The organism is Pseudomonas khorasanensis (assembly GCF_014268505.2).
Lineage (GTDB): Bacteria > Pseudomonadota > Gammaproteobacteria > Pseudomonadales > Pseudomonadaceae > Aquipseudomonas > Aquipseudomonas khorasanensis.
This window is the reverse complement of record NZ_JABWQP020000020.1, coordinates 22380-46117: the sequence shown is the minus strand read 5'-3', so window position 1 is coordinate 46117 and position 23738 is coordinate 22380. Positions and strand designations below refer to the sequence as shown.

22 protein-coding genes are annotated in these 23738 nt (G+C 59.5%); 13 read left to right on the top strand and 9 right to left on the bottom strand.

Features of this window, described 5'->3' with window-relative positions; all coding sequences use genetic code 11:
- Positions 1-62: 62 nt before the first annotated feature.
- The 6 genes from HU727_RS24950 to tusD form a co-directional block, all read right to left on the bottom strand.
- A complete protein-coding gene (locus tag HU727_RS24950) occupies positions 63-1064 on the bottom strand; it encodes a glutathione S-transferase family protein (RefSeq protein ID WP_186534130.1) in 1002 nt (333 codons plus the stop codon).
- Positions 1065-1155: 91 nt separating this feature from the next.
- Positions 1156-2157: a glycosyl transferase family protein gene (locus tag HU727_RS24945; protein WP_186534129.1), complete on the bottom strand. Its 1002-nt coding sequence runs from the start codon at positions 2155-2157 to the stop codon at positions 1156-1158.
- Complete coding sequence (locus tag HU727_RS24940; RefSeq protein WP_186534128.1) at positions 2154-2489, bottom strand: TusE/DsrC/DsvC family sulfur relay protein; 336 nt, start codon at positions 2487-2489, stop codon at positions 2154-2156. The genes HU727_RS24945 and HU727_RS24940 overlap by 4 nt, the downstream gene beginning before the upstream one ends.
- Complete coding sequence (tusB, locus tag HU727_RS24935) at positions 2486-2779, bottom strand: sulfurtransferase complex subunit TusB (RefSeq protein WP_186534127.1); 294 nt, start codon at positions 2777-2779, stop codon at positions 2486-2488. The genes HU727_RS24940 and tusB overlap by 4 nt, the downstream gene beginning before the upstream one ends.
- Positions 2779-3135 (bottom strand): sulfurtransferase complex subunit TusC, encoded by a 357-nt coding sequence (gene tusC, locus HU727_RS24930; RefSeq protein WP_186534126.1) that lies wholly within the window; start codon positions 3133-3135, stop codon positions 2779-2781. The genes tusB and tusC overlap by 1 nt, the downstream gene beginning before the upstream one ends.
- 2 nt (positions 3136-3137) lie before the next feature.
- Complete coding sequence (gene tusD, locus HU727_RS24925; RefSeq protein ID WP_186534125.1) at positions 3138-3530, bottom strand: sulfurtransferase complex subunit TusD; 393 nt, start codon at positions 3528-3530, stop codon at positions 3138-3140.
- Positions 3531-3928: 398 nt separating this feature from the next.
- Between tusD and HU727_RS24920 the strand changes: the two genes are divergently transcribed.
- The 5 genes from HU727_RS24920 (at position 3929) to HU727_RS24900 (ending at position 9962) form a co-directional block, all read left to right on the top strand.
- Positions 3929-4900 (top strand): IS110 family RNA-guided transposase, encoded by a 972-nt coding sequence (locus HU727_RS24920; RefSeq protein ID WP_217847147.1) that lies wholly within the window; start codon positions 3929-3931, stop codon positions 4898-4900.
- 199 nt (positions 4901-5099) lie between these two features.
- Positions 5100-5582: a MarR family winged helix-turn-helix transcriptional regulator gene (locus HU727_RS24915; protein ID WP_186534168.1), complete on the top strand. Its 483-nt coding sequence runs from the start codon at positions 5100-5102 to the stop codon at positions 5580-5582.
- A complete protein-coding gene (locus tag HU727_RS24910) occupies positions 5572-7041 on the top strand; it encodes an efflux transporter outer membrane subunit (protein WP_186534167.1) in 1470 nt (489 codons plus the stop codon). Before HU727_RS24915 ends, HU727_RS24910 begins: the two co-directional genes overlap by 11 nt.
- A 15-nt stretch (positions 7042-7056) precedes the next feature.
- The gene (locus tag HU727_RS24905) at positions 7057-8259 is read left to right on the top strand and encodes an HlyD family secretion protein (RefSeq protein ID WP_186534166.1); all 1203 of its coding nucleotides are present in this window, start codon (positions 7057-7059) and stop codon (positions 8257-8259) included.
- Between the two features lie 173 nt (positions 8260-8432).
- On the top strand, positions 8433-9962 hold the full coding sequence (locus HU727_RS24900) for a DHA2 family efflux MFS transporter permease subunit (protein ID WP_186534165.1): 1530 nt from the start codon (positions 8433-8435) through the stop codon (positions 9960-9962).
- Between the two features lie 38 nt (positions 9963-10000).
- On the opposite strand, the gene lpxH is transcribed toward HU727_RS24900, so the two are convergent.
- Together lpxH and HU727_RS24890 are read right to left on the bottom strand one after the other, a co-directional pair.
- Positions 10001-10753 (bottom strand): UDP-2,3-diacylglucosamine diphosphatase, encoded by a 753-nt coding sequence (gene lpxH / locus HU727_RS24895; protein WP_186534164.1) that lies wholly within the window; start codon positions 10751-10753, stop codon positions 10001-10003.
- Positions 10750-11256 (bottom strand): peptidylprolyl isomerase, encoded by a 507-nt coding sequence (locus HU727_RS24890; protein WP_186534163.1) that lies wholly within the window; start codon positions 11254-11256, stop codon positions 10750-10752. The genes lpxH and HU727_RS24890 overlap by 4 nt, the downstream gene beginning before the upstream one ends.
- A 251-nt stretch (positions 11257-11507) precedes the next feature.
- On the opposite strand from HU727_RS24890, the gene HU727_RS24885 reads away from it, so the two are divergent.
- Together HU727_RS24885 and cysS are read left to right on the top strand one after the other, a co-directional pair.
- Positions 11508-13205, top strand: coding sequence for a glutamine--tRNA ligase/YqeY domain fusion protein (locus HU727_RS24885; protein WP_186534162.1), 1698 nt, complete (start codon positions 11508-11510; stop codon positions 13203-13205).
- 18 nt (positions 13206-13223) lie between these two features.
- Entirely contained in the window at positions 13224-14606 is a 1383-nt protein-coding gene (gene cysS / locus HU727_RS24880) for a cysteine--tRNA ligase (RefSeq protein ID WP_186534161.1), read from the top strand.
- A gap of 196 nt (positions 14607-14802) precedes the next feature.
- On the opposite strand, the gene HU727_RS24875 is transcribed toward cysS, so the two are convergent.
- Positions 14803-16638: a sigma-54-dependent Fis family transcriptional regulator gene (locus HU727_RS24875; protein ID WP_186534160.1), complete on the bottom strand. Its 1836-nt coding sequence runs from the start codon at positions 16636-16638 to the stop codon at positions 14803-14805.
- Positions 16639-17018: 380 nt separating this feature from the next.
- Between HU727_RS24875 and HU727_RS24870 the strand changes: the two genes are divergently transcribed.
- From HU727_RS24870 to HU727_RS24845, 6 genes are read left to right on the top strand one after another with little or no spacing between them, the layout of a single operon-like run.
- On the top strand, positions 17019-18113 hold the full coding sequence (locus HU727_RS24870) for an ABC transporter ATP-binding protein (RefSeq protein ID WP_186534159.1): 1095 nt from the start codon (positions 17019-17021) through the stop codon (positions 18111-18113).
- Positions 18113-19225 (top strand): ABC transporter ATP-binding protein, encoded by a 1113-nt coding sequence (locus HU727_RS24865; protein WP_186534158.1) that lies wholly within the window; start codon positions 18113-18115, stop codon positions 19223-19225. The genes HU727_RS24870 and HU727_RS24865 overlap by 1 nt, the downstream gene beginning before the upstream one ends.
- Positions 19222-20088, top strand: a complete 867-nt coding sequence (locus HU727_RS24860; RefSeq protein ID WP_101159118.1) for a carbohydrate ABC transporter permease — start codon at positions 19222-19224, stop codon at positions 20086-20088. The genes HU727_RS24865 and HU727_RS24860 overlap by 4 nt, the downstream gene beginning before the upstream one ends.
- Positions 20089-20097: 9 nt before the next feature.
- A complete protein-coding gene (locus HU727_RS24855) occupies positions 20098-20898 on the top strand; it encodes a carbohydrate ABC transporter permease (protein ID WP_024013421.1) in 801 nt (266 codons plus the stop codon).
- 10 nt (positions 20899-20908) lie between these two features.
- Positions 20909-21181 (top strand): DUF2160 domain-containing protein, encoded by a 273-nt coding sequence (locus HU727_RS24850; RefSeq protein WP_038861868.1) that lies wholly within the window; start codon positions 20909-20911, stop codon positions 21179-21181.
- Positions 21182-21229: 48 nt separating this feature from the next.
- Positions 21230-22972 carry an ABC transporter substrate-binding protein gene (locus HU727_RS24845; protein WP_186534157.1) on the top strand — a complete coding sequence of 581 codons (1743 nt, stop codon included), beginning with the start codon at positions 21230-21232 and terminating at the stop codon, positions 22970-22972.
- The last annotated feature ends 766 nt before the right edge of the window (positions 22973-23738 follow it).

The window sequence follows — 23738 nt, the reverse complement described above, 5'->3', positions numbered from 1 at the left end:
CATGACACAGATCCAGTGTGGGAGCGAGCCTGCTCGCGATGGGCCATCAAACCAATACAGATTCAGCCCTTCCCCCAAACCCCTTTGCCGCTCAACCGCGCCCGATCATGGGCCGCGCTGAAATCCTGCTCCGGTCCCTTCGGCACCACCCCGGTCGGGTTGATGGTCTTGTGGCTGCCGTAGTAGTGATTTTTGATGTGCTGGAAATCGACAGTCTCGGCAATCCCCGGCCATTGATACATCTCACGCAACCAGTTCGACAGGTTCGGGTAATCGGCTATTCGTCGCAAGTTGCACTTGAAGTGCCCGTGATAGACCGCGTCGAAGCGAATCATTGTGGTAAACAACCGCACATCGGCCTCGGTCAGGTATTCGCCGCTCAGGTAACGATTGGCCCCCAGCAGTTGCTCCAGATGATCCAGCTCGGCAAACACTTCATCGAACGCTTGTTCATAGGCCCGCTGCGACGTGGCAAATCCGGCGCGATAAACGCCATTGTTCACTGCCGGATAGATTCGCTCGTTCAGCGCATCGATTTCGTTGCGCAAAGGCGCGGGGTAGAAGTCCAGGTCATTGCCGGTGAGATCATCAAAAGCGCTGTTGAACATGCGGATGATTTCAGCCGATTCATTACTGACGATGCGCTTGAGCTGCTTGTCCCACAGCACAGGCACCGTTACGCGTCCGGTGTAGTCAGGGGTTTCAGCGGTGTAGCGCTGATGCATGAATTGGAAGTCATGGAGTTTGTCACCGGTCGAGCCGAGCGTCTTGTCGAAGGTCCAGCCGTTTTCCAGCATCAGCCAACTGACCACAGACACATCGATCAGGCTTTCCAGACCTTTCAGTTTGCGCAGGATCAGCGTGCGGTGTGCCCACGGGCAGGCGAGAGAAACGTAGAGGTGATAACGGCCGGCCTCGGCAGCGAAACCGCCTTCACCGCTCGGCCCAGGCTGGCCGTCGGCGGTGACCCAGTTGCGGCGTTGTGCCTGTTCGCGCTGGAACGCGCCGTCTTTGCTGCTTTCGTACCACTTGTCCTGCCAGCGGCCGTCGACGAGTAAACCCATGATCAAGACTCCCAAAACCAATATTCGTTGGAGTCGAGTCTATTCCGATGAGTTCGAACAAAAAGCGCAAAGATCGGGCGCTACTGATCGGTTAAATCGATTTGTTGCGTGCGCTCCAAAAAACCTCGGCGGTTTTGAAGGCTTGCTCACGATCTTGACCGAGGCCGCGCAAGGCCAGCGCCATGGTCGCAATCAGGGCCATTTGCGGGTAGCTGTCGACGACATCACCACGCCACACGGCCTTCAAATGTTCGATGTCCAGCGAAGCGGGTTTGACGTGGCGCTGCGCGGACAGCTGTGGCCATTCTTCGTCCCAGCTCTGACCGCCGCTGGTGCCGTAGAGATGGCTGGTGGCGTCCGGGTTGATCTCGATTTCGCCGCCATCGCCCTTGACCACAATCGCAGTGTCTCCCAGCAAACCGCTGGCATCGCGATGCACGGCCTGGTAGCCCGGGTGGAAAATACTCTGCAGGCCACAGCGCGCGCCCAAGGGATTGAGAATCCGCGCCAGCGAGTGGATCGGCGAGCGCAGGCCCAGAGTGTTGCGCAGGTCGATCATCTTCTGCAACTGCGGCGCCCAATCCACCAGCGGCATAAACGCCAGCCCGCTGCCGTCCAGCGCCGTACCGACCTGCTGCCAGTTGCGGCACAACGCAATGTTCAGTTCGCCGAGCAACTGCTCGCTGTACAGGCGCCCGGCCGTGTGCGCGCCGCCGCCATGCATGAAAATGCGCAACCCGTTCTGCGCCAGGCATTTGGCCGCCAGCAGATACCACGGCAGATGGCGTTTCTTGCCCGCGTAGGTCGGCCAGTCGAGATCGACGGTCAATGCCGGCGCCTGCAAGCGCTCGCGCAGGGCTTCGGTGAAACCGGCCATTTCTTCTGCACTTTCTTCCTTGTGCCGCAGCAACATCAGAAACGCGCCGAGTTGCGTGTCCTCGACCTGGTCATCAAGCACCATGCCCATGGCTTGCCGGGCTTCCTCGCGCGTCAGGTCGCGAGCGCCGCGCTTGCCCTTGCCGAGGATACGCACGAACTGGGCGAACGGGTGTTCGGCGGGCGTTTCAAGGGTCAGCACTGGATAATCGGTCATAGGCAATTCGTCGGTTTGGGCAGGCCCGCCAGTTTCGCGGCGAGTTTGGCAGGGGTGCCTTTGAACAGTCGGTTCAGGTGCAGGCTGTTGCCTTTGTCCGCTCCGAGTTTCAACGCGGTGTACTTGATCAGCGGCCGCGTGGCCGGGGACAGCTGGAATTCTGCGTAGAAGCTGCGCAGCAGCTCAAGGACTTCCCAGTGCTCGGGCGTCAACTCGATGTCTTCGGCAGCGGCGAGGGCGCTGGCGACCTCGGCCGACCAATCGCTCAGGTCTACCAGAAAGCCATCCTTGTCCAGTTCGATGGCGCGGGCGCCGACGGTCAAGAAATTCATAACCAGCTGTTGACCTTGTCGTGATGAATCGACAGTTCGACGAAGGCCGGGTAATCGACGGCCTCGGCCCAGTCTGGAATATCAATCGCACGCGCCTGCGCGTCTTCATCCAATACAAATACTTTGATGGTTCGGTCTTGCAGGGCGAAGAACGGCGCGCTGTCCGGTTGCAGCGCATACACCGCATCGCCGCACAACAACAAGGCATCAGCGCTACCGATCAATCGCAGGCAACTGCTCAGACGATCATCGCCAAACGGGGAGTGAGACAACACATGCAAAGTCGACATCAGAGGGTGATCACCTGGTCGTAGCGGTCAATAAGGGCAGTGATGTGTTCAGCTGAAAGCGGCTCGGCTTCATCCAGCGACCGTTTTCCCAGACCGCGAGCGTTGGCGCTTTCAGCGCAATAGAACAGCTCCTCGACACCGAACATCGGCAGCGCTTGCAGGTTGGCGCTGAGATCCTTTTGTTGCAGGGCCTTGGCGTTCTGCCCGGCGGCCAATTGCAGCACACCGTCATCGAGGAAGAGCAACCCGATCGGCAGATCGAAGGCGCCCCCGGCCAGCACGATGTCCAGCGCTTCCCGGGCGCCGGGGCCGGACCATGGCGACTGGCGGCTGATGATCAACACGGACTTGGGCATTGTCAGGCACCTCCGAAGCAGATGAGGCGGTCGGCGTCTTGTACCGCGTCGTGCAACTGACCGAGACCGGACAATTCCCACGGTGCGCTGACCGACGCTGCGTTGCGCTGATAGCGCCTGGCTTCTTCTTCGTTCAATACACCCCGACGCAGCGCGGCAGCGATGCACACCACGCCATCAAGTTGTTTCTCGCTGATAAAGGCGCGCCATTGTTTGGGCAGATCCAGTTCGTCCTGCGGTGTTACCACTGCATCGGAGGCATTGAAAACACCGTCCTGATAGAAAAACAGCCTGACAATCTGATGCCCCCCGGCCAACGCAGCCTGGGCAAACAGCAAGGCACGGCGTGAGGAGGGCGCATGGGCGGCGGAAAACAGCGCAATGGCGAACTTCATGATGGACTCGATCAGCGAAACTGCGGCCATGATAAAGCTTTATCGGTCGGGCCGCGAAATCCGGCTGCATCAGGGTTCTGGTAGGAGCTGCCGAAGGCTGCGATCTTTTGATTTTTCTTCAGGATCAAAATCAAAAGATCGCAGCCTTCGGCAGCTCCTTGTATCTCGACTAACGCTCCGTCAGGAGCGATAGTTCTCGACTGATCATCGAGGGAGGGACTTGGAAGCCGCGCAGCTCCTTAGGCTTGTTGCCTGTGACGTAGATCGTGCTCCAGCCCTCCACACTCACTCGTACAGTTCGCACGGTATCTTGGGCCCGCCTCCGGCGAGAGCCCGCATTCGCAAGGTTGGACAGAGTGACGTGATGATCACAACAGGGAACAAGTGGAGAAACGATCATGTCCGGTTTCGTTGGCGTCGACATCGCAAAGAACACCTTTGATATCGCTACACACCTGCCCAACGGCAAGCACAAAACCAAGGCCAAACTGGCCAACGATCCAAAGGGCTTCAAAGAGTTTGAGGCTTGGCTAGACAAAAACGTCGAGCGTTCGGCCCTGATCGTGATGGAAGCCACCAGCGTCTACCACTTGGAGCTCGCCGAGTTCGTTTACAACAAAGGCTTCCGGGTCTGCGTGGTGAACCCGGCTACGACCAAAGCGTACGCTGACAGCGAACTTCGCCGGATCAAGACCGATAAAAGCGATGCGAAACTGATCGCCGACTTCGCTCGGGAAAAGGATCAAAAGCTTCGGCCATGGGCGCCTGAGCCGCTGAAATATCGCCAGTTGAAAGCAATGGTGCGCCGCCTGGATGACCTTCAGGAAATGGAACAAATGGAGCTTAATCGTCTGGACGTTTCCGACGAAAAGGTCAAAGACTCGATCAACTCCGTTCTGCGCCATATCGAAAAAGAGATCATAGAAACGCATAAGGCGATCAAAAAACACATCGATGACGACCCGGATATGCGTCAGATGCGGGATCTGATCGTAACCATCGACGGCATCGGACAAAAAACGCTTGAACGATTGCTGGCCGAACTGGGTGACTTGCGCAAATACAGTGATCCTCGCCAATTGGTCGCCGCCGCCGGGCTGAATCCAAAGCTGCAGGAATCAGGAAAGCTCAAAGGCCACACCCTAATTTCGAGAGTCGGGTCAGCGCGGCTGCGTGCAGGCCTTTACATGCCTGGCATGGTGGCGCTGAAGCACAATAAGGCGATCAAGGCGATGAAAGAACGCCTGGAGGCCAACGGCAAGGCCCCCAAGCAGATCATCTGCGCGGCAATGCGCAAGCTGCTGCACTTCGTTTACGGAGTGCTCAAGTCAGGACTGCCATATGACCCGAAACTTGCGCTTGCCCGGTGAGGCTTAAGACGGTATCTACAGGGTTCACTTCAAGCCCATGTAGGAGCACCGAAGGCTGCGATCTTTTCGCTTTACCCGCAAAAACCCAGCCCACTGGTCAACTAATTACTAATCCCCCTAACTATTGCGTTGACATTCGCTGCCTAAGCAGTAACATCTCGACATACATTCACTGCCTAGGCAGTTATCAGGTGAGCCCATGAAGCATTTCACCCCCGACGAATTCAAACATTGCCACCTCGGCCTGTTGCTGGGCCGGGCCGCGCTGCTCAAGGACCGGATCATCGACACGCACATGGAACCGCACGGCATCACCGCCGCGCAGTTCAAGGTGTTGATCATCATGGCCCAGTTCGGCGTCGATACGCCTGCCGAGCTGTGTCGGCACCTGTCGCTGGACAGCGGCTCGATGACGCGCATGCTCGATCGTCTGGAGCAGAAAAGTTTTCTGATTCGCCAACGCAGTGAAGCCGATCGCCGTCAGGTTCAGCTCCGGCTGACGGAGCAAGGCCAGCAGTTGACCGATCGCCTGCCATACATCGGCGCCGAGGCGATGAATGAGCTGGCCGGCGCCATCTCCCGCGATGAGCTGAAAACCCTCGAATACATTCTCAAGAAAATCCTGCTGGCCGCCGGTGACCCGATCACCGTCCAGCGCTTAGGTGAACACAATGAGCGGTAAAACCCTGCGCAGCAGCGTGACTCTGCTGCTGTCGGCGATGATCCTGGCCGGTTGCGCCAACTACAGCGGCCTCGACACCGAAGGCCAGCGCGTCGATGCGCAAAGCCTGAAGACAGCGCAATCCCTCGACGGCGTTAGCCTGTCGCCGGCCGCGTGGCCAAAGAGCGATTGGTGGACCAATCTCGGCGATCCGCAGCTCGACGGCCTGATCCGCGAAGCCCTGCGCGACAGTCCAGATATGCAGATCGCCGCGGCCCGTGCCCATCAGGCCAGCGCTGCCGCGTATGCCGCCGATGCCGAACGTTATCCGACCCTCGACGCCAGCGCCGGCATCAGCCGTTCGCGCCTGGCCCGGGATCAGGATCCGCGGGGGCAGGGCGGTGCCTACGCGACCGTGCGCAATGTCAGTGCCGGCTTCAATTACAACTTCGATTTGTGGGGCGGACAGCGTGACGCGTGGGAAGCCGCGCTCGGCCAGGCGCGTGCCGCCGAAGTCGATCGTCAGGCCGCGCAGTTGACTCTCGCTGCCGACGTCGCACGCGCCTACAGCGATCTCGGCCAAGCACACATCGTTTATGACCTGGCCAGCGAAGACCTCAAACGCACCCGGCAAATGCTTGACTTGAGCCAACGCCGCTTGAGTTCCGGCATCGACAGCCAGTACCAGTTCCAGCAAACCCAGAGCCTGGAAGCGAGTTCGCAAGCCAGCCTGATCGACGCGGAAAAACGCCTGAACAGCGCGAAAATCGCCCTGGCCGTATTGCTTGGCAAAGGCCCGGATCGCGGCAACGAAATCGTCCGGCCGAGCGTGTTGCAACCGAGCGCCGTCGCCGTGCCATCGGTGTTGCCGGCAGAACTGCTCGGGCGGCGTCCTGATCTGGTCGCGGCGCGTTGGCGAGTCGAAGCCGCGAGCAAAGACATCGCAGCGGCGAAGACCCGTTTCTACCCCAACCTCAACCTGTCGGCCTCGGCCGGGGCCGAGTCTTTGCTGGGGGATGCGATGTTCGGTTCGGCCAGTCGTTTCTTCAACATTGCCCCGACCGTTTCGTTGCCGATCTTCGATGGCGGACGCCTGCGCGCCAATCTCGATGCACGCGACGCCGATTACGACCTGGCGGTGGCGCAGTACAACAAGACGCTGGTGAGCGCACTGGGCGATGTCGGCGACACGATCAACCAGTTGCGTGACATTGGCCGGCAGATCGCTGCGCAGCAGCATGCCACCGACGTCGCCCGGGATTCTTACAACACCGCGGTCCAGCGTTACGGTTCCGGCATCGGCAACTACCTGGACGTGCTCAGCATCGAGCAGCAACTGCTGCAGGCCCAGCGTCAATTGGCCACCCTCAATGCCGAGCAGATCGACCTTTCGATTCAACTGATGCAAGCGCTGGGCGGCGGCTTCCAGGCGCAGACCCTGACCGCAGCCAACGCAAACCCAGCCTCGCCGCACAACTAATTCAAGGTATTTGTCATGGCCACCGCCGAAAACACCCAAGCTCAAGACAACACCCCGGACACCGGCAACCCGCGCAAGCGCAAAGTGATGTTGCTGGCCCTGGCCGTGGTGGTTGCACTCGCCTGCGCCGGCGTCTGGGCGTACCACGAATTCATCGGACGCTTTAACGAAAGCACCGACGATGCCTACGTGAACGGCAACGTCGTTGAAATCACGCCGCTGGTGACCGGCACCGTGGTCAGCATCGGCGCCGACGATGGTGATCTGGTTCACGAAGGCCAGGTGCTGATCAATTTCGACCCGAACGACGCCGAAGTCGGCCTGCAAAGCGCCAAAGCGAAACTTGCGCGCACGGTGCGTCAGGTGCGTGGTTTGTACAGCAACGTTGACGGCATGAAAGCCCAGGTCAACGCGCAGCAGGCCGAAGTGCAGAAGGCGCAGGACAACTACAACCGCCGGAAAAATCTGGCGCAGGGCGGGGCGATTTCCCAGGAAGAACTGTCCCACGCCCGCGACGACCTGACCTCGGCGCAAAACGCCTTGGCCAATGCGAAGCAGCAACTCAAAACCACCAGCGCGCTGGTTGACGACACCGTGGTTTCGTCACACCCGGACGTGATGTCGGCCGCTGCCGATTTGCGTCAGGCCTATCTGACCCATGCGCGCAGCACCCTGATTGCGCCGGTCACCGGTTACGTCGCCAAGCGCACCGTGCAACTCGGACAGCGCGTGCAGCCGGGCACCGCGCTGATGGCGGTGATTCCGCTGGATCAGCTGTGGATCGACGCCAACTTCAAGGAAACCCAGTTGCGTGACATGCGCATCGGTCAGCCAGTCGACATCGAGGCCGACATTTACGGCAGCGATGTGAAATACAGCGGCACCGTCGACAGCCTAGGCGCCGGCACCGGCAGCGCGTTTGCCCTGCTGCCGGCGCAAAACGCCACCGGCAACTGGATCAAGATCGTTCAGCGTGTCCCGGTGCGGATTCACATCAATGCCGAAGAGCTGGCCAGGCATCCGCTGCGCGTCGGTCTGTCGACCAACGTTGAAGTGAATCTGCACGATCAGAGCGGCCCGGTGCTGGCGCAGCAACCGCCGCAAAAAGCCTCGTTCAGCACCAACGTCTACGAGCGCCAACTGGCCGAAGCCGACGCGATGATCGCTCAGCTGATTCATGACAACAGCGCCGCGGCGAGCAAAACCGCACAACGCTGAATCCGCTTCTGACGCTGACTCAAGACCCTGTGGGAGCGAGCCTGCTCGCGAAGCGGTGTGTCATACGACATCTGTGTTGAATGTCAGTCAGCATTCGCGAGCAGGCTCGCTCCCACAAAGGGTTGCTGTGTCTGTAACTGACGCAGCGACCACCCGGTTCCAAAGGATTCACAATGAGCAATAACGCTTCTTTCACGCCGCCCAGCCTGTTGCTCAGCACCATCGGCCTGTCGCTGGCGACGTTCATGCAAGTGCTCGACACCACCATTGCCAACGTGGCGCTGCCGACGATTTCCGGCAACCTGGGGGTGAGTTCGGAGCAGGGCACCTGGGTCATCACTTCATTCGCGGTGAGTAACGCCATCGCGCTGCCGCTCACCGGTTGGCTCAGCCGCCGCTTCGGCGAGGTGAAACTGTTTCTGTGGGCGACGATCCTGTTCGTGCTGGCATCGTTTCTCTGCGGTATCTCGACCTCGATGCCCGAACTGATCGGCTTTCGCGTGTTGCAGGGCCTGGTGGCCGGGCCGTTGTACCCGATGACGCAGACCTTGCTGATCGCGGTGTATCCGCCGGCGAAACGGGGGATGGCGCTGGCGTTGCTGGCGATGGTCACGGTGGTCGCGCCGATTGCCGGGCCGATCCTCGGCGGCTGGATCACGGACAGTTACAGCTGGCCGTGGATATTCTTCATCAATGTGCCGATCGGGATTTTCGCGGTGTTGGTGGTGCGTTCGCAACTTGCCAAACGGCCGGTGGTGACTAGCCGCCAGCCAATGGATTACGTCGGTCTGATCACGCTGATCATCGGCGTCGGCGCCTTGCAGGTGATCCTCGACAAGGGCAATGACCTGGACTGGTTCGAGTCGAACTTCATCATTGTCGGCGCGGCGATCTCGGTGGTGGCGCTGGCGGTGTTTGTGATCTGGGAAATGACCGACCGCCATCCCGTGGTCAACCTGCGCCTGTTCGCCCATCGCAACTTCCGCATCGGCACCGTGGTGCTGGTGTTGGGTTACGCCGGGTTCTTCGGCATCAACCTGATCCTGCCGCAGTGGTTGCAAACACAAATGGGCTACACCGCGACCTGGGCCGGTCTGGCGGTGGCGCCGATCGGGATTCTGCCGGTGCTGCTGTCGCCATTCGTTGGCAAGTACGCACACAAGTTCGACTTGCGTCTGCTCGCCGGCATTGCGTTTCTGGCGATTGGCTTGAGTTGCTTCATGCGTGCTGAATTTACCAATGAGGTGGACTTCCAGCACATCGCCCTGGTGCAGTTGTTCATGGGCATTGGCGTGGCGCTGTTCTTCATGCCGACCCTGAGCATCCTGATGTCGGACTTGCCGCCGAGCCAGATTGCCGACGGGGCGGGTCTTGCGACCTTCTTGCGGACACTGGGTGGCAGCTTTGCGGCGTCGCTGACTACATGGATCTGGATTCGCCGGGCCGATCAGCATCATGCCTACATGAGCGAAAACATCAGCACCTTCGAACCGGCGACGCGCGAGACGTTGAATGCACTGGGCGGGGCGAGCCAGTCGGCGTATGCGCAGATGGATCAGATTCTGACGAGTCAGGCTTACATGCTCTCCACCGTGGATTACTTCACGCTGCTCGGGTGGGGATTCATGGGGCTGATATTGATTGTGTGGCTGGCGAAACCGCCGTTTGCCGCGAAGGCTGGGCCTGCCGCCAGCGGTCATTGAGTTAGGCAGGATCGTTCCCACGCTCTGCGTGGGAACGATCATGCGGTGGGAGCGGGGAGAGCAGGAGGCGACGCAAAATCGAACGGCGCCAGCGCAAAGCCGTTCTCGTCGACCTGCAACGCCCAACCCTGGCGATCCCAGTCCCCCAGCACGATCCGCTTCGCCGCCTGCTCGCCGAGCTGCAGCTTGTGAATCGCCGGGCGGTGGGTGTGGCCGTGGATCAGGGTCTTGACGCCGAATGTCTGCATGATTCGCGGGATCTCTTCCGGAGTCACATCAACGATGTCATTGGCTTTCATCCGCGTCTGCGCGCGGCTCTCGCTGCGCAGTTTGCGCGCCAGTTTGTGCCGGGTGCCTAGCGGCAGATGCCGCAGGATGAACAGGGTGATCGGGTTACGCAGGTAGCGGCGCAGCTTCATGTAGCCGACGTCGCGGGTGCAGAGGCTGTCGCCGTGCATCAACAGCACCGGCTCGCCGTAAAACTGCACGACACTCGGGTCCTTCAACAGCGTGCAGCCGGCTTCTTTGCAGAACGCCTTGCCGAGCATGAAGTCGCGATTGCCGTGCATCAGGAAAATGGCCGTGCCGCTGTCGCTCAATGTACGCAGGGCCTGGCAGATGGAACGCTGAAAGGGCGTCATGGCGTCGTCGCCGATCCACGCCTCGAAAAAGTCGCCGAGGATGTACAAGGCACTCGCCGAGCGGGCGCGTCCGGCGAGCAAATCCAGAAACGCCCGGGTGATGTCCGGGCGCTCCTCTTCCAGATGCAAGTCTGAAATCAGCAATATCACGCTTCGATGATCTCGGCTTTCTCGATGATCACATCGTCAGCAGGCACGTCCTGGTGGCCGGACTTGGAAGTGGTGGAAACACCTTTGATCTTGTCGACGACGTCGGTGCCGGCGGTCACTTTACCGAATACCGCGTAGCCCCAGCCCTGAACGTTCTTGCCGCTGTGGTTGAGGAACGTGTTGTCGGCGACGTTGATGAAGAACTGCGCGGAAGCCGAATGCGGCTCCATGGTGCGGGCCATGGCAACGGTGTATTTGTCGTTGGAAAGACCGTTGTCAGCTTCGTTCTGGATGCTTGGACGCTTGTCTTTCTTTTCCTTCATGCCCGGCTCGAAACCGCCGCCCTGGATCATGAAGTTACCGATGACACGGTGGAAAACGGTGTTTTCGTAGTGCCCGGCCTTCACGTACTCGATGAAGTTGGCGACGGTGATCGGCGCCTTTTCAGCGTTCAGTTCGATGACGATGTCGCCATGGTTGGTGGTCAGTTTGACTTGAGTCATGGTCGTTACTCTTTATAGGGAATTCGTGGTTTTCGGACACCTGGCCCGAAAACCGGTTCAGCCTGCTTCGGCCAAGGTGCGCAGTTTAGCGTGACAGGCGCGAATTTCGAGGCGGTTTTTCATTTCGCGGCGATTAAATGCATGCCTTTATAGGGCCTGCTCTGTCAGGCGCTTGACAGCATCGGCTATGATAGCGGCTTTGTTTTGTCTGGCCCCTCTTTGCGGCCGCGCACCTGTACGTCAAGGATCCTATGAGCAAGCCCACTGTCGACCCTACCTCGAATGCCAAGTCCGGCCCTGCCGTGCCGGTCAACTTCCTGCGGCCGATCATCCAGGCAGACCTGGACTCGGGCAAGCACACCAAGATCGTCACGCGTTTCCCGCCTGAGCCCAACGGCTACCTGCACATCGGCCATGCCAAGTCGATCTGCGTGAACTTCGGCCTGGCTCAGGAGTTCGGCGGCGTCACGCACCTGCGTTTCGACGACACCAACCCGGCCAAGGAAGATCAGGAATACATCGACGCGATCGAAAGCGACGTCAAATGGCTGGGCTTCGAATGGTCCGGCGAAGTGCGCTACGCCTCGCAGTATTTCGATCAGTTGCACGACTGGGCCGTCGAGCTGATCAAGGCCGGCAAGGCCTACGTGGACGACCTGACGCCTGAGCAAGCCAAGGAATACCGTGGCAGCCTGACCGAACCGGGCAAGAACAGCCCGTTCCGCGACCGCTCGGTTGAGGAGAACCTCGACTGGTTTGCGCGCATGCGAGCTGGTGAGTTCCCGGACGGCGCTCGCGTGCTGCGCGCCAAGATCGACATGGCCTCGCCGAACATGAACCTGCGCGACCCGATCATGTACCGCATCCGCCACGCCCATCACCACCAGACGGGCGACAAGTGGTGCATTTACCCGAACTACGACTTCACCCACGGTCAGTCGGACGCCATCGAAGGCATCACGCACTCGATCTGCACCCTGGAGTTCGAAAGCCATCGTCCGCTGTACGAGTGGTTCCTCCAAAACCTGCCGGTGCCGGCGAACCCGCGTCAGTACGAGTTCAGCCGCCTGAACCTCAATTACACCATCACCAGCAAGCGCAAGCTCAAGCAGCTGGTGGACGAAAAACACGTCAACGGCTGGGACGATCCGCGCATGTCCACGCTGTCGGGTTTCCGCCGTCGTGGCTACACGCCAAAATCGATCCGCAACTTCTGCGAGATGATCGGCACCAACCGCTCCGACGGCGTGGTTGATTTCGGCATGCTCGAATTCAGCATCCGCGACGACCTCGACCACAGCGCCCCGCGCGCCATGTGCGTGCTGCGTCCGTTGAAAGTCGTGATCACCAACTACCCGGAAGGCCAGGTCGAGAACCTCGAACTGCCGCGCCACCCGAAAGAGGACATGGGCGTGCGCGCTCTGCCGTTCGCCCGGGAAATCTACATCGACCGTGAAGACTTCATGGAAGAGCCGCCAAAAGGCTACAAGCGCCTGGAGCCGGCCGGTGAAGTGCGCCTGCGTGGCAGCTACGTGATCCGTGCCGACGAAGCGATCAAGGACGCCGACGGCAACATCGTCGAGCTGCGTTGCTCGTACGACCCGGACACCCTCGGCAAGAACCCGGAAGGCCGCAAGGTCAAAGGCGTGATCCACTGGGTACCGGCTGCGGCCAGCGTCGAGTGCGAAGTGCGTCTGTACGATCGCCTGTTCCGTTCGCCGAACCCGGAGAAGGCCGAAGACAGCGCCAGTTTCCTCGACAACATCAACCCTGACTCGCTGCAAGTGCTGACCGGTTGTCGTGCCGAGCCATCGCTCGGCAACGCCCAGCCGGAAGACCGTTTCCAGTTCGAGCGCGAAGGCTACTTCGTCGCTGACTTGAAGGACTCGAAACCCGGTCAGCCGGTATTCAACCGTACCGTGACCCTGCGTGATTCGTGGGGCCAGTGAGTGAGTCAAGGAACTAACGTGCTAACGATCTACAACACGCTCACCAAGAGCAAAGAAGTCTTCAAGCCGCTGGATGGCAACAAGGTGCGCATGTACGTCTGCGGGATGACCGTGTACGACTACTGCCACCTCGGCCACGGCCGCAGCATGGTTGCGTTCGACCTGGTGACGCGCTGGCTGCGCTTCAGCGGCTACGACCTGACCTACGTGCGCAACATCACCGACATCGACGACAAGATCATCAATCGCGCCCGCGAAAACGGTGAGTCGTTCGACGCGTTGACCGAGCGCATGATTGCCGCGATGCACGAAGACGAAGCGCGCCTGAACATCAGGAAACCGGACATGGAGCCGCGTGCCACGGACCACATTCCGGGCATGCACGCGATGATCCAGACCCTGATCGACAAGGGTTACGCCTATGCGCCGGGCAACGGCGACGTGTACTACCGCGTGGCGAAGTTCATGGGCTACGGCAAGCTGTCGCGCAAGAAGATCGAAGACCTGCGCATCGGTGCCCGTATCGAAGTCGATGAGTCCAAAGAAGACCCGCTCGACTTCGTCCTGTGGAAAGCCGCCAAGCCGGGCGAGCCAAGCTGGGATTCGCCGTGGGGCGCCGGGCGTCCGGGCTGGCACATCGAGTGCTCGGTGATGTCCACCTGCTGCCTGGGCGAAACCTTCGACATTCATGGCGGCGGCAGCGACCTCGAGTTCCCGCACCACGAAAACGAAATCGCCCAGAGTGAAGCGGCCACTGGCAAGACCTACGCCAACGCGTGGATGCATTGCGGCATGATTCGCATCAATGGCGAGAAGATGTCCAAGTCCCTGAACAACTTCTTCACCATTCGCGACGTGCTCGACAAGTACCACCCGGAAGTCGTGCGCTACCTGCTGGTATCGAGCCACTACCGCAGCGCGATCAACTATTCGGAAGACAACCTCAAGGACGCCAAAGGCGCCCTCGAGCGGTTCTATCACGCCTTGAAAGGCCTGCCGAACGTGGCGCCAGCCGGCGGCGAAGCGTTCGTCGAGCGGTTCACCCAGGTGATGAACGACGACTTCGGTACGCCGGAAGCCTGCGCAGTGCTGTTCGAAATGGTGCGCGAGATCAACCGCCTGCGCGAGAGCGATCTCGACGCGGCAGCGGGTCTGGCGGCTCGCTTGAAAGAACTCGCCAGCGTGCTGGGTGTGTTGCAACTCGAAGCCGATGACTTCTTGCAGGCGGGCGCCGAAGGGCGTGTCGATGCGGCTGAAGTGGATGCGCTGATTGCAGCACGTCTGGCGGCACGGGCGGCGAAGGACTGGGCCGAGTCGGACCGGATTCGCGATCAGCTGACGGCAATGGGTGTGGTGCTGGAAGACGGCAAGGGTGGTACGACCTGGCGTCTGGCTGACTGATTGCTTATTGCTGCAAAACAAAACCCGCCTTGTGCGGGTTTTGTTTTTTCTTCTTCAGGACCAGCGTTGACCGGGCTTACGCCTTCGCGAGCAGGCTCGCTCCCACAGTGGTTTTTCGTCATGTCCGTTTTCCGTGCACGACACGAATCCCTGTGGGAGCGAGCCTGCTCGCGAAGAGGCCCGTCCAGACAACTTGTCATTCAGCCTGCCGCAACCGCTTGTAAAGCGTATTCCGACTCACCCCCAACCGCCGCGCCAGGTGCGAGATATTCCCGCCGGATGCCTTGAGCTCGCGGTTCAGCGCCTCGACATCATTCAAGTCCAGCCCCAGCGGCGGCGCCGTCTCTATCGGCTCCATCTCCAGATCAACGAAAAAATCGTCCGGCAAATGCTCGGGTCGCACCGGTTGTTCCTCGGCCATTGCCAACGCCACCTGCATCACGCTGCTGACCTGGCGAAGATTTCCCGGCCACGGATGCCGCTCGAACAGCTCCAGCACCTCACGGCTCAACCCCGCCCATTGCGTTGGCTCGCGATGCTGTTCCCACAGCCGTTTGAACAACGCTTCCTTATCACTGCGCTCCCGAAGCGGCGGCAGTTCCAGGGTCAATCCGCCAATGCGGTAATACAAATCCTCTCGAAACCGCCCCAGTTGCACCTGCTCACGCAAGGATCGGTTGGTCGCCGAGATGATCCGCAGATCCACCGGGAACAATTCGCTGCTGCCCACCGGCTGCACGCAACGTTCCTGCAGCACTCGCAACAATCGCGCCTGCGTGGGCAGCGGCATGTCGCCGATTTCGTCAAGAAACAGCGTGCCTTTGTCCGCCTTGCGAATCAGGCCGATGCTGCCTTTCTGGTTCGCTCCGGTGAACGCGCCTTTCTCGTAGCCGAACAGTTCCGATTCCACCAGTTCGGCGGGGATGGCCGCGCAGTTAACCGCGATGAACGCCTGTTTGCTGCGTGAGCTGGCCTGGTGCAGGGCCTTGACGAAGACCTCCTTGCCGACACCGGTTTCGCCGTGGATCAGCAGCGGAATGTCTTTTTCCAGCAACCGCTCGGCCTGGCGCACGGCTTTTTCCACGCGACTGTCGCCAAAGTGCAGGGTGTTCAGACTGATCGCGGCGGGTGCGGCTGCCTTGGTTTGAGCCTTGAACACTCGTGCCTGAACCGGCGCCTGTTTCGGTCGCTTCAACAAGCACTGAAAGCGGTTGCGCCCGGACGTTTGCAAGGCAAACGGCAAGCCGTCGGGCTGGTTGATCAGCTCCAGCAGCGATACCTTGAACAGGCTCTCGATGCTGACGCTCGACAAACGCACGCCCAGCAGATTGTCCGCCCGCCGATTGGCCGACAGCACCTGGCCGCTCTCATCGAAGATCAACAGCCCGGCCCACTGACTGTCGAGGTTGTTCAATCCGGTGTTGAAGGTCAGTTGAAAGTGTTGGCCATGGAACAGGTTGAGGATCAGCCGGTTCTCGACGGTCTGGCTCATCATCTTGACCATGCCGAGGGTGTGCGAGGGGGGCAGATAGCTGTCGCTGGAAACATCCAGCACCGCGATGACCTTGCGCCCGGCGTCGAAAATCGGTGCGGCGGAACCGGTCATGAAGCGGTTGGCCTTGAGAAAGTGCTCATCGTGCTCGATGTGCACCGCCTGCTCGCACGCCAGCGCTGTGCCGATCGCATTGGTCCCGCTGCAGCGCTCCATCCAGCTCGCCCCGGCTTGAAATCCCCGGGCCAGATTCGGCTCGATAAAGCGTTGCGTGCCCCATGACGTCAGCACCTGGCCCTGATTGTCGGCGAGCATGATCAGGCAGTTGGAGTTGCTGAGGATGTTTTCGTAATAGGGCAGGACTTCCTGATGCGTTGTCTGCACCAGCGAATGATGGCTGTCGAGCAGTTGCGCAATGCCGGCGGCGGGCAGTTGATCGAAGGCCGGCGTGCTTTGGTGGTCGAGACCGAACGCGCGGCAGCGTTGCCAGGAAGTCTGGACGATCGCGTCATGGGACAGCGGCGGGGCGGGTGCGGCCATGGGGGCGAGCCTCTGAGTGCAGCATTTTATTATTGTTATGAGCCCGATCTTCAAAACTACACAAATCCCCCTGTGGGAGCGAGCCTGCTCGCGAAAGCGTCGGTTCAGTCAATGGATTCATTCAATGACACACCGCTTTCGCGAGCAGGCTCGCTCCCACAGGGATCCCGTTGCATTCAGGATTGGGGAAAAGCGTCCATAGAGTGTTGTTCACTATTGTTCATTGTCAATCACCCGACTGTTCAAAAGTGTTCAGCTGTGAACGCCAGTTAACCCCTTGATAGCCAATTCCAAAGCTAAATCAATTACTTGCCGTTTTTGGCACGAATGTCGCTCTACTGTTCCGGTCGCTTGACTCCAAATAATAAAAAGGCCGAGCCATGTCACTCACCCTGGAGCACGTCAGCCGTACCGTCGAAGGCCAGACCTGGATCGACGATGCGTGCCTGAAATTCGAACCCGGATCCTTCAACGTTTTGCTCGGCCGTACGCTGTCCGGCAAAACCAGCCTCATGCGCTTGATGGCAGGACTCGACAAGCCCGACAGCGGGCGCATCCTGATGAACGGCGTCGATGTCACGCAGCGGCCGGTGCGGCTGCGCAACGTGTCGATGGTCTATCAGCAGTTCATCAACTACCCGACCATGACCGTGTTCGAAAACATCGCCTCGCCACTGCGCCAAGCAGGTATTTCGAAAGAGATCATCCACAGCAAAGTGCAGGAAACGGCAAAGATGCTGCGCATCGAGAAGTTCCTGCAGCGCTATCCGCTGGAACTGTCCGGCGGCCAGCAACAGCGCACCGCCATGGCCCGGGCGTTGGTCAAGGATGCCGAGCTGATTCTGTTCGACGAGCCGCTGGTCAATCTCGACTACAAGCTGCGCGAAGAGCTGCGCCAGGAAATGCGCGAGCTGTTCAAGCTGCGCCACACCATCGCCATCTACGCCACCACCGAACCCAACGAAGCGCTGGCGCTGGGCGGCACCACGACCATTCTTCACGAAGGCCGGGTGATTCAGAGCGGGCCGTCGACCGATGTCTACCACCAGCCGCAAACCGTGCTGGCGGCAGAATTGTTCTCCGAACCGCCGATCAATTTGATGCCGGGACGCATCGCTGGCAACGAAGTCAGCTTCGCCAATTTCGTCCACTTCCCGCTGAACGTCGATCTGCGTCCGGTGGGCGAGGGCGAATTTCGTTTCGGCGTGCGTCCCAGCCATATCTCGCTGGTGCCGAGCAACGACGATGACCTCGAACTCGCCGTGACCGTCGAAGTGGCCGAGATCAGTGGTTCTGAAACCTTCCTCCATGTGCGCAACGAACATTTCCTGCTGGTGCTTCACCTGCCGGGGGTTCACGAATACGACGTCGATGCGCCGATTCGCATCTATATCCCGACCCATAAACTGTTTGTTTTCGATGCGCAGGGCCGTCTGGTGCAGGCACCGGGCCGGCGTGTCGCGAGGGTTGCCTGATGGCCGAAATCCGCTTGCAACACCTCGCCCACAGCTACAGCAAAACCCCGAGCGGGGCGGAAGATTATGCCATCCGTGAGATGGACCACGTCTGGGAGCAGGGCGGCGCCTACGCGTTGCTCGGGCCGTCCGGGTGCGGCAAATCGACCTTGCTGAATATCATTTCCGGCCTGCTCAGCCCCTCCCAGGGCCACGTTTTGTTCGACGGCAAAGCGGTCAATGACCTCTCGCCGGAGAAGCGCAACATCGCCCAGGTGTTTCAGTTCCCGGTGGTCTACGACACCATGACCGTGTTCGATAATCTGGCCTTCCCACTCAGAAATCAGGGCATGGCCGAGGCGAAAGTGCACAGCAAGGTGCAGGAAATTGCCGAAGTTCTCGACCTGCAAAGTCTGCTCAGTAAAAAGGCCCGAAACCTCACCGCCGACGAAAAACAGAAAGTCTCCATGGGCCGTGGGCTGGTGCGCGATGACGTTTCGGCGATCCTTTTCGATGAGCCGCTGACGGTGATCGACCCGCACCTGAAATGGAAACTGCGGCGCAAGCTCAAGCAGATCCACGAGCAGTTCAACATCACCATGGTCTACGTGACCCACGATCAACTGGAAGCCTCGACCTTCGCCGACAAGATTGCGGTGATGTACGGCGGGCAGATTGTTCAGTTCGGCACGCCACGGGAATTGTTCGAGCGGCCGAGCCATACCTTCGTCGGCTATTTCATCGGCAGCCCCGGCATGAACCTGATTGAAGTGCAGCCGCAGCCCGGTGGCGTCGGTTTCGCCTCGACGCACCTGCCATTGTCCGACGCCTTGCAGCGACACATCGAGCACGGTCAGTGGAAAAACCTGAAGGTCGGCATCCGTCCCGAGTTCATTCATGTCTGGGACGAGCCGTTTGACGACGCGATGCAGGCACAAGTCGTACACGTCGAAGACCTCGGCACCTACAAGATCATGACCCTCAACCTCGACGGCGCGCCGTTGAAGGTGCGTCTGGCCGAAGACAAACCGGTGCCGCAGGGCACGGCATACATCAGCTTCCCGGCGCAGTGGCTGATGGTGTATGCCGATGAGTTTCTGCTTGAAGTCAGCGACGAGGAGACGCAGCCATGAACAAGGTGCAGAACAACAAAGCCTGGTGGCTGGTACTGCCGGTGTTTCTGCTGGTGGCATTCAGTGCGGTGATCCCGATGATGACCGTGGTCAACTATTCGGTGCAGGACATCTTTGACCAGTCCAGCCGCTACTTCGTCGGCGCCGACTGGTACAGGCAAGTGCTGCTCGACCCACGCTTGCACGACTCTTTGCTGCGTCAGTTCATCTATTCGGCCTGCGTATTGCTGATAGAAATCCCGCTGGGTATCGCCGTCGCCCTGACCATGCCGACCAAGGGCCGTTGGTCCTCGGTGGTGCTGATCATTCTGGCGATCCCGCTGCTGATTCCGTGGAACGTGGTCGGCACGATCTGGCAGATTTTCGGCCGCGCCGACATCGGTCTGCTCGGTTCCAGTCTTAACGCGATGGGCATCAGCTACAACTATGCGGCCAACACCATGGACGCGTGGGTCACCGTGCTGGTGATGGACGTCTGGCACTGGACTTCGCTGGTCGCGCTGCTGTGTTTCTCCGGATTGCGCGCGATTCCCGATGTGTATTACCAGGCGGCGCGAATCGACCGCGCTTCGGCCTGGGCAGTGTTCCGGCACATTCAATTGCCCAAGCTGAAAAGCGTGCTGCTGATCGCGGTGATGTTGCGCTTCATGGACAGTTTCATGATCTACACCGAGCCGTTCGTGCTCACCGGTGGGGGGCCGGGCAACGCCACGACATTCCTGAGTCAGACGTTGACCCAGATGGCTGTAGGCCAATTCGACCTGGGTCCGGCAGCGGCATTCTCGCTGGTGTACTTCCTGATCATCCTGTTGGTGTCCTGGCTGTTCTATACCGCCATGACGCACTCCGACGCCAACCGCTGAGGCCCGGCCATGAGCAAAAAGAAGCTTATTCCGTTGCTGGTCTACATCCTGTTCCTGCTGGTGCCGATTTACTGGCTGCTGAACATGTCCTTCAAGAGCAACACCGAAATCCTCGGCGGCCTGACGCTTTTCCCACAGGATTTCACGCTGGCGAACTACAAGGTGATCTTCACCGATCCGAGTTGGTACACCGGCTATCTGAACTCACTGTATTACGTGAGCCTGAACACGGTGATTTCCCTGAGCGTGGCGTTACCGGCGGCTTACGCGTTTTCGCGCTATCGTTTCCTCGGTGACAAGCACCTGTTTTTCTGGCTGCTGACCAATCGCATGGCGCCGCCAGCGGTGTTTTTACTGCCGTTCTTCCAGTTGTATTCGTCGATCGGCCTGTTCGACACGCACATTGCCGTGGCCTTGGCCCACTGCCTGTTCAACGTGCCGCTGGCGGTGTGGATCCTCGAAGGCTTCATGTCGGGCGTGCCCAAGGAGATCGACGAAACGGCCTACATTGATGGCTACAGTTTCCCCAAGTTCTTCGTGAAGATTTTCATCCCGCTGATCGGTTCCGGTATCGGTGTGACGGCGTTTTTCTGCTTCATGTTTTCCTGGGTCGAACTGCTGCTGGCGCGCACGCTGACCTCGGTCAACGCCAAGCCGATCGCAGCGGTGATGACGCGCACGGTATCAGCTTCGGGTATCGATTGGGGCGTGCTGGCAGCAGCGGGGGTGTTGACCATACTGCCGGGCATGCTGGTGATCTGGTTTGTTCGCAACCACGTGGCCAAGGGCTTTGCCCTGGGCCGGGTCTGAGGAGTCGATGATGGAATGGATGAGCTGGACCACCCCGACTGCGGCATTCTTCATCGGTATCGGTTTGATCCTGGTGGGCATGACCACTTGGGAATTGCGCTCGCCGAGCATCCTGCGGCGAGGTTTTCTGCCGATTGCCACCACCCGTGGCGATCGCTTGTTTATCGGTCTTCTCGGCAGCGCCTACCTGCATCTGCTGGTAATCGGCGTCACCGACTGGAGCATCTGGGTCGCGTCCGCGTTGTCCCTGGTGTGGCTGTTGGCAGTGATGCGTTGGGGCTAGTCGAATCGTTCGGCAAACGCGGCTCCACAACTTAAACAGGAGGTCTCTATGTTCGATAAAAACAATAAGCTGCGACATAGCATTTCATTGGCAGCCATGCTGGCACTCAGCGGTTTGAGCGCATCTGCCTGGGCCGACGCCTACGAAGATGCTGCGAAAAAATGGATCGGCAGCGAGTTCAAGCCCTCGACCCTGACGGCCGAACAGCAGCTCGAAGAATTGAAGTGGTTCATCAAGGCCGCCGAGCCGTTTCGCGGCATGGACATCAAGGTCGTTTCCGAAACCCTGACCACCCACGAATACGAGTCGAAGGTGCTGGCCAAGGCCTTCAGCGAAATCACCGGTATCAAGCTCACCCACGACCTGCTGCAGGAAGGCGACGTGGTCGAGAAAATGCAGACGGTGATGCAGTCGGACAAGAACATCTACGACGGCTGGGTCAACGACTCGGACCTGATCGGTACGCACTTTCGCTACGGCAAGACCGAGTCGATCACCGACCTGATGGCCAACGAAGGCAAGAACTTCACTTCGCCGACCCTCGACCTCAAGGACTTTATTGGCATCTCGTTCACCACCGCGCCGGACGGCAAGGTCTATCAGCTGCCCGACCAGCAGTTTGCCAACCTGTACTGGTTCCGCGCCGACTGGTTCGAGCGCGCGGACCTGAAAGCGAAGTTCAAGGAAAAGTACGGCTACGAATTGGGCGTGCCGGTGAACTGGTCGGCGTATGAGGACATCGCCAAATTCTTCAGCGAAGACGTCAAGGAAATCGACGGCAAACGCGTCTTCGGGCACATGGACTACGGCAAGAAAGACCCGTCGCTGGGCTGGCGCTTCACCGATGCCTGGTTCTCCATGGCTGGCGGTGGCGACAAAGGCATTCCCAACGGTTTGCCAGTGGATGAGTGGGGCATCCGCGTCGAGGATTGCCACCCGGTCGGCTCCAGCGTGACCCGCGGCGGCGACACCAACGGCCCGGCCGCCGTTTTTGCCACCACCAAATATGTCGACTGGCTGAAAAAGTACGCGCCACCGGAAGCCGCAGGCATGACCTTCTCCGAGTCCGGCCCGGTGCCGTCCCAAGGCAACATCGCCCAGCAGATCTTCTGGTACACCGCCTTCACCGCCGACATGACCAAACCGGGCCTGCCGGTGGTCAACGCCGACGGCACGCCGAAATGGCGCATGGCGCCATCGCCGCGCGGCCCGTATTGGGAAGAGGGCATGAAACTCGGCTACCAGGACGTGGGCGCATGGACGTTCATGAAATCCACGCCTGAGAAACAGAAACTGGCGGCATGGCTGTACGCGCAGTTCGTCACCTCGAAAACCGTATCGCTGAAGAAGACCATCGTCGGCCTGACGCCGATTCGCGAGTCGGACATCAACTCGCAGGCGATGACCGATCTGGCGCCGAAGCTTGGCGGTCTGGTCGAGTTCTACCGCAGTCCGGCCCGGGTGCAATGGACCCCGACCGGAACCAACGTGCCGGACTATCCGCGTCTGGCGCAACTGTGGTGGAGCCACATCGCCGAAGCGGCCAGCGGCGAGAAAACCCCGCAGCAGGCGCTGGACGGCCTGGCCAAGGATCAGGACCGGATCATGGAACGCCTCGAACGCTCCAAGGCCCAGGCCACCTGCGCGCCGAAAATGAACCCGGAACGCGACGCGCAATACTGGTTCGATCAACCGGGCGCACCGAAGCCTAAACTGGCCAACGAGAAGCCGAAAGGCGAGACGGTGAGCTACAACGAACTGCTGAAATCTTGGGCGGATGCGCGTAAGTGATGTTGGAGATGTGAGAAGCGAACGGCACCGGAAGGTGCCGTTTTTTTTGCTGTCTGATCCACCGCTATCGCGAGCGGGCTCGCTCCCACATTAGAGCGGTGGTGCTCCAAAACCCGGCAGCACACGAGACCACTGTAGGAGTGAGCCTGCTCGCGATAGCGGTGGGCCAGCCAACGCATTTTCAACTGACATGACGTCATTGCGGGCAGGTTCACCTCCAAGTGGGATAGCTGTAGAAATGACGGATTGAGAAACCACCGGTAGCTTTAGCTTTCGAAGGAGTCCAGCAAGACGTCAGGGAGTGGGGCATCAAAGTCAACGGGGGTTGTGTGTTTTCCCTTCATTAAACCGATCCTTTTTACCCGCGGTTTCTCCTTGGTCATTTCTCTTTGGCGTCGTTCAGTCAATTTGCCTAAACCATCCGAAAACTCTGAAAGGATATTTCGCTTCATGGCTCGTGGATCTCCGCTTGATAGGTGATCCTCAGATTTATCCGCAATTACCTTCTGCAAAATGTCAGCCATTGTTCACCGCTTTGCAGGCAAAATTCTTAAAAAGGTGAGGATGTGAAGATCAGAAATGCGTAGCCAGCGATCATCACAACGCGCTGCCGCAGTCTTCTGATATTGAATCCTACAAGCGCCAAGGCGGCACCTTAGGGTGCCGCCTTTTTGTATATTTTCTGAGAGGATAAGAATGCTCTAGTTGCGTTGTCATCTGTTCTCTAAAGCTATCTCTTTTCTATTGATAACCTTTTCGTTAACGA

Coding starts and splice junctions, on each gene's coding strand:
- tusB (WP_186534127.1), bottom strand. CDS start 2,779: ATGTCGACTTTGCATGTGTTGTCTCACTCCCCGTTTGGCGATGATCGT.
- HU727_RS24870 (WP_186534159.1), top strand. CDS start 17,019: ATGTCACTCACCCTGGAGCACGTCAGCCGTACCGTCGAAGGCCAGACC.
- HU727_RS24850 (WP_038861868.1), top strand. CDS start 20,909: ATGGAATGGATGAGCTGGACCACCCCGACTGCGGCATTCTTCATCGGT.
- HU727_RS24900 (WP_186534165.1), top strand. CDS start 8,433: ATGAGCAATAACGCTTCTTTCACGCCGCCCAGCCTGTTGCTCAGCACC.
- HU727_RS24945 (WP_186534129.1), bottom strand. CDS start 2,157: ATGACCGATTATCCAGTGCTGACCCTTGAAACGCCCGCCGAACACCCG.
- HU727_RS24885 (WP_186534162.1), top strand. CDS start 11,508: ATGAGCAAGCCCACTGTCGACCCTACCTCGAATGCCAAGTCCGGCCCT.
- HU727_RS24915 (WP_186534168.1), top strand. CDS start 5,100: ATGAAGCATTTCACCCCCGACGAATTCAAACATTGCCACCTCGGCCTG.
- HU727_RS24845 (WP_186534157.1), top strand. CDS start 21,230: ATGTTCGATAAAAACAATAAGCTGCGACATAGCATTTCATTGGCAGCC.
- HU727_RS24920 (WP_217847147.1), top strand. CDS start 3,929: ATGTCCGGTTTCGTTGGCGTCGACATCGCAAAGAACACCTTTGATATC.
- HU727_RS24890 (WP_186534163.1), bottom strand. CDS start 11,256: ATGACTCAAGTCAAACTGACCACCAACCATGGCGACATCGTCATCGAA.
- HU727_RS24865 (WP_186534158.1), top strand. CDS start 18,113: ATGGCCGAAATCCGCTTGCAACACCTCGCCCACAGCTACAGCAAAACC.
- tusC (WP_186534126.1), bottom strand. CDS start 3,135: ATGCCCAAGTCCGTGTTGATCATCAGCCGCCAGTCGCCATGGTCCGGC.
- tusD (WP_186534125.1), bottom strand. CDS start 3,530: ATGAAGTTCGCCATTGCGCTGTTTTCCGCCGCCCATGCGCCCTCCTCA.
- HU727_RS24950 (WP_186534130.1), bottom strand. CDS start 1,064: ATGGGTTTACTCGTCGACGGCCGCTGGCAGGACAAGTGGTACGAAAGC.
- HU727_RS24855 (WP_024013421.1), top strand. CDS start 20,098: ATGAGCAAAAAGAAGCTTATTCCGTTGCTGGTCTACATCCTGTTCCTG.
- HU727_RS24875 (WP_186534160.1), bottom strand. CDS start 16,638: ATGGCCGCACCCGCCCCGCCGCTGTCCCATGACGCGATCGTCCAGACT.
- HU727_RS24940 (WP_186534128.1), bottom strand. CDS start 2,489: ATGAATTTCTTGACCGTCGGCGCCCGCGCCATCGAACTGGACAAGGAT.
- HU727_RS24910 (WP_186534167.1), top strand. CDS start 5,572: ATGAGCGGTAAAACCCTGCGCAGCAGCGTGACTCTGCTGCTGTCGGCG.
- HU727_RS24860 (WP_101159118.1), top strand. CDS start 19,222: ATGAACAAGGTGCAGAACAACAAAGCCTGGTGGCTGGTACTGCCGGTG.
- HU727_RS24905 (WP_186534166.1), top strand. CDS start 7,057: ATGGCCACCGCCGAAAACACCCAAGCTCAAGACAACACCCCGGACACC.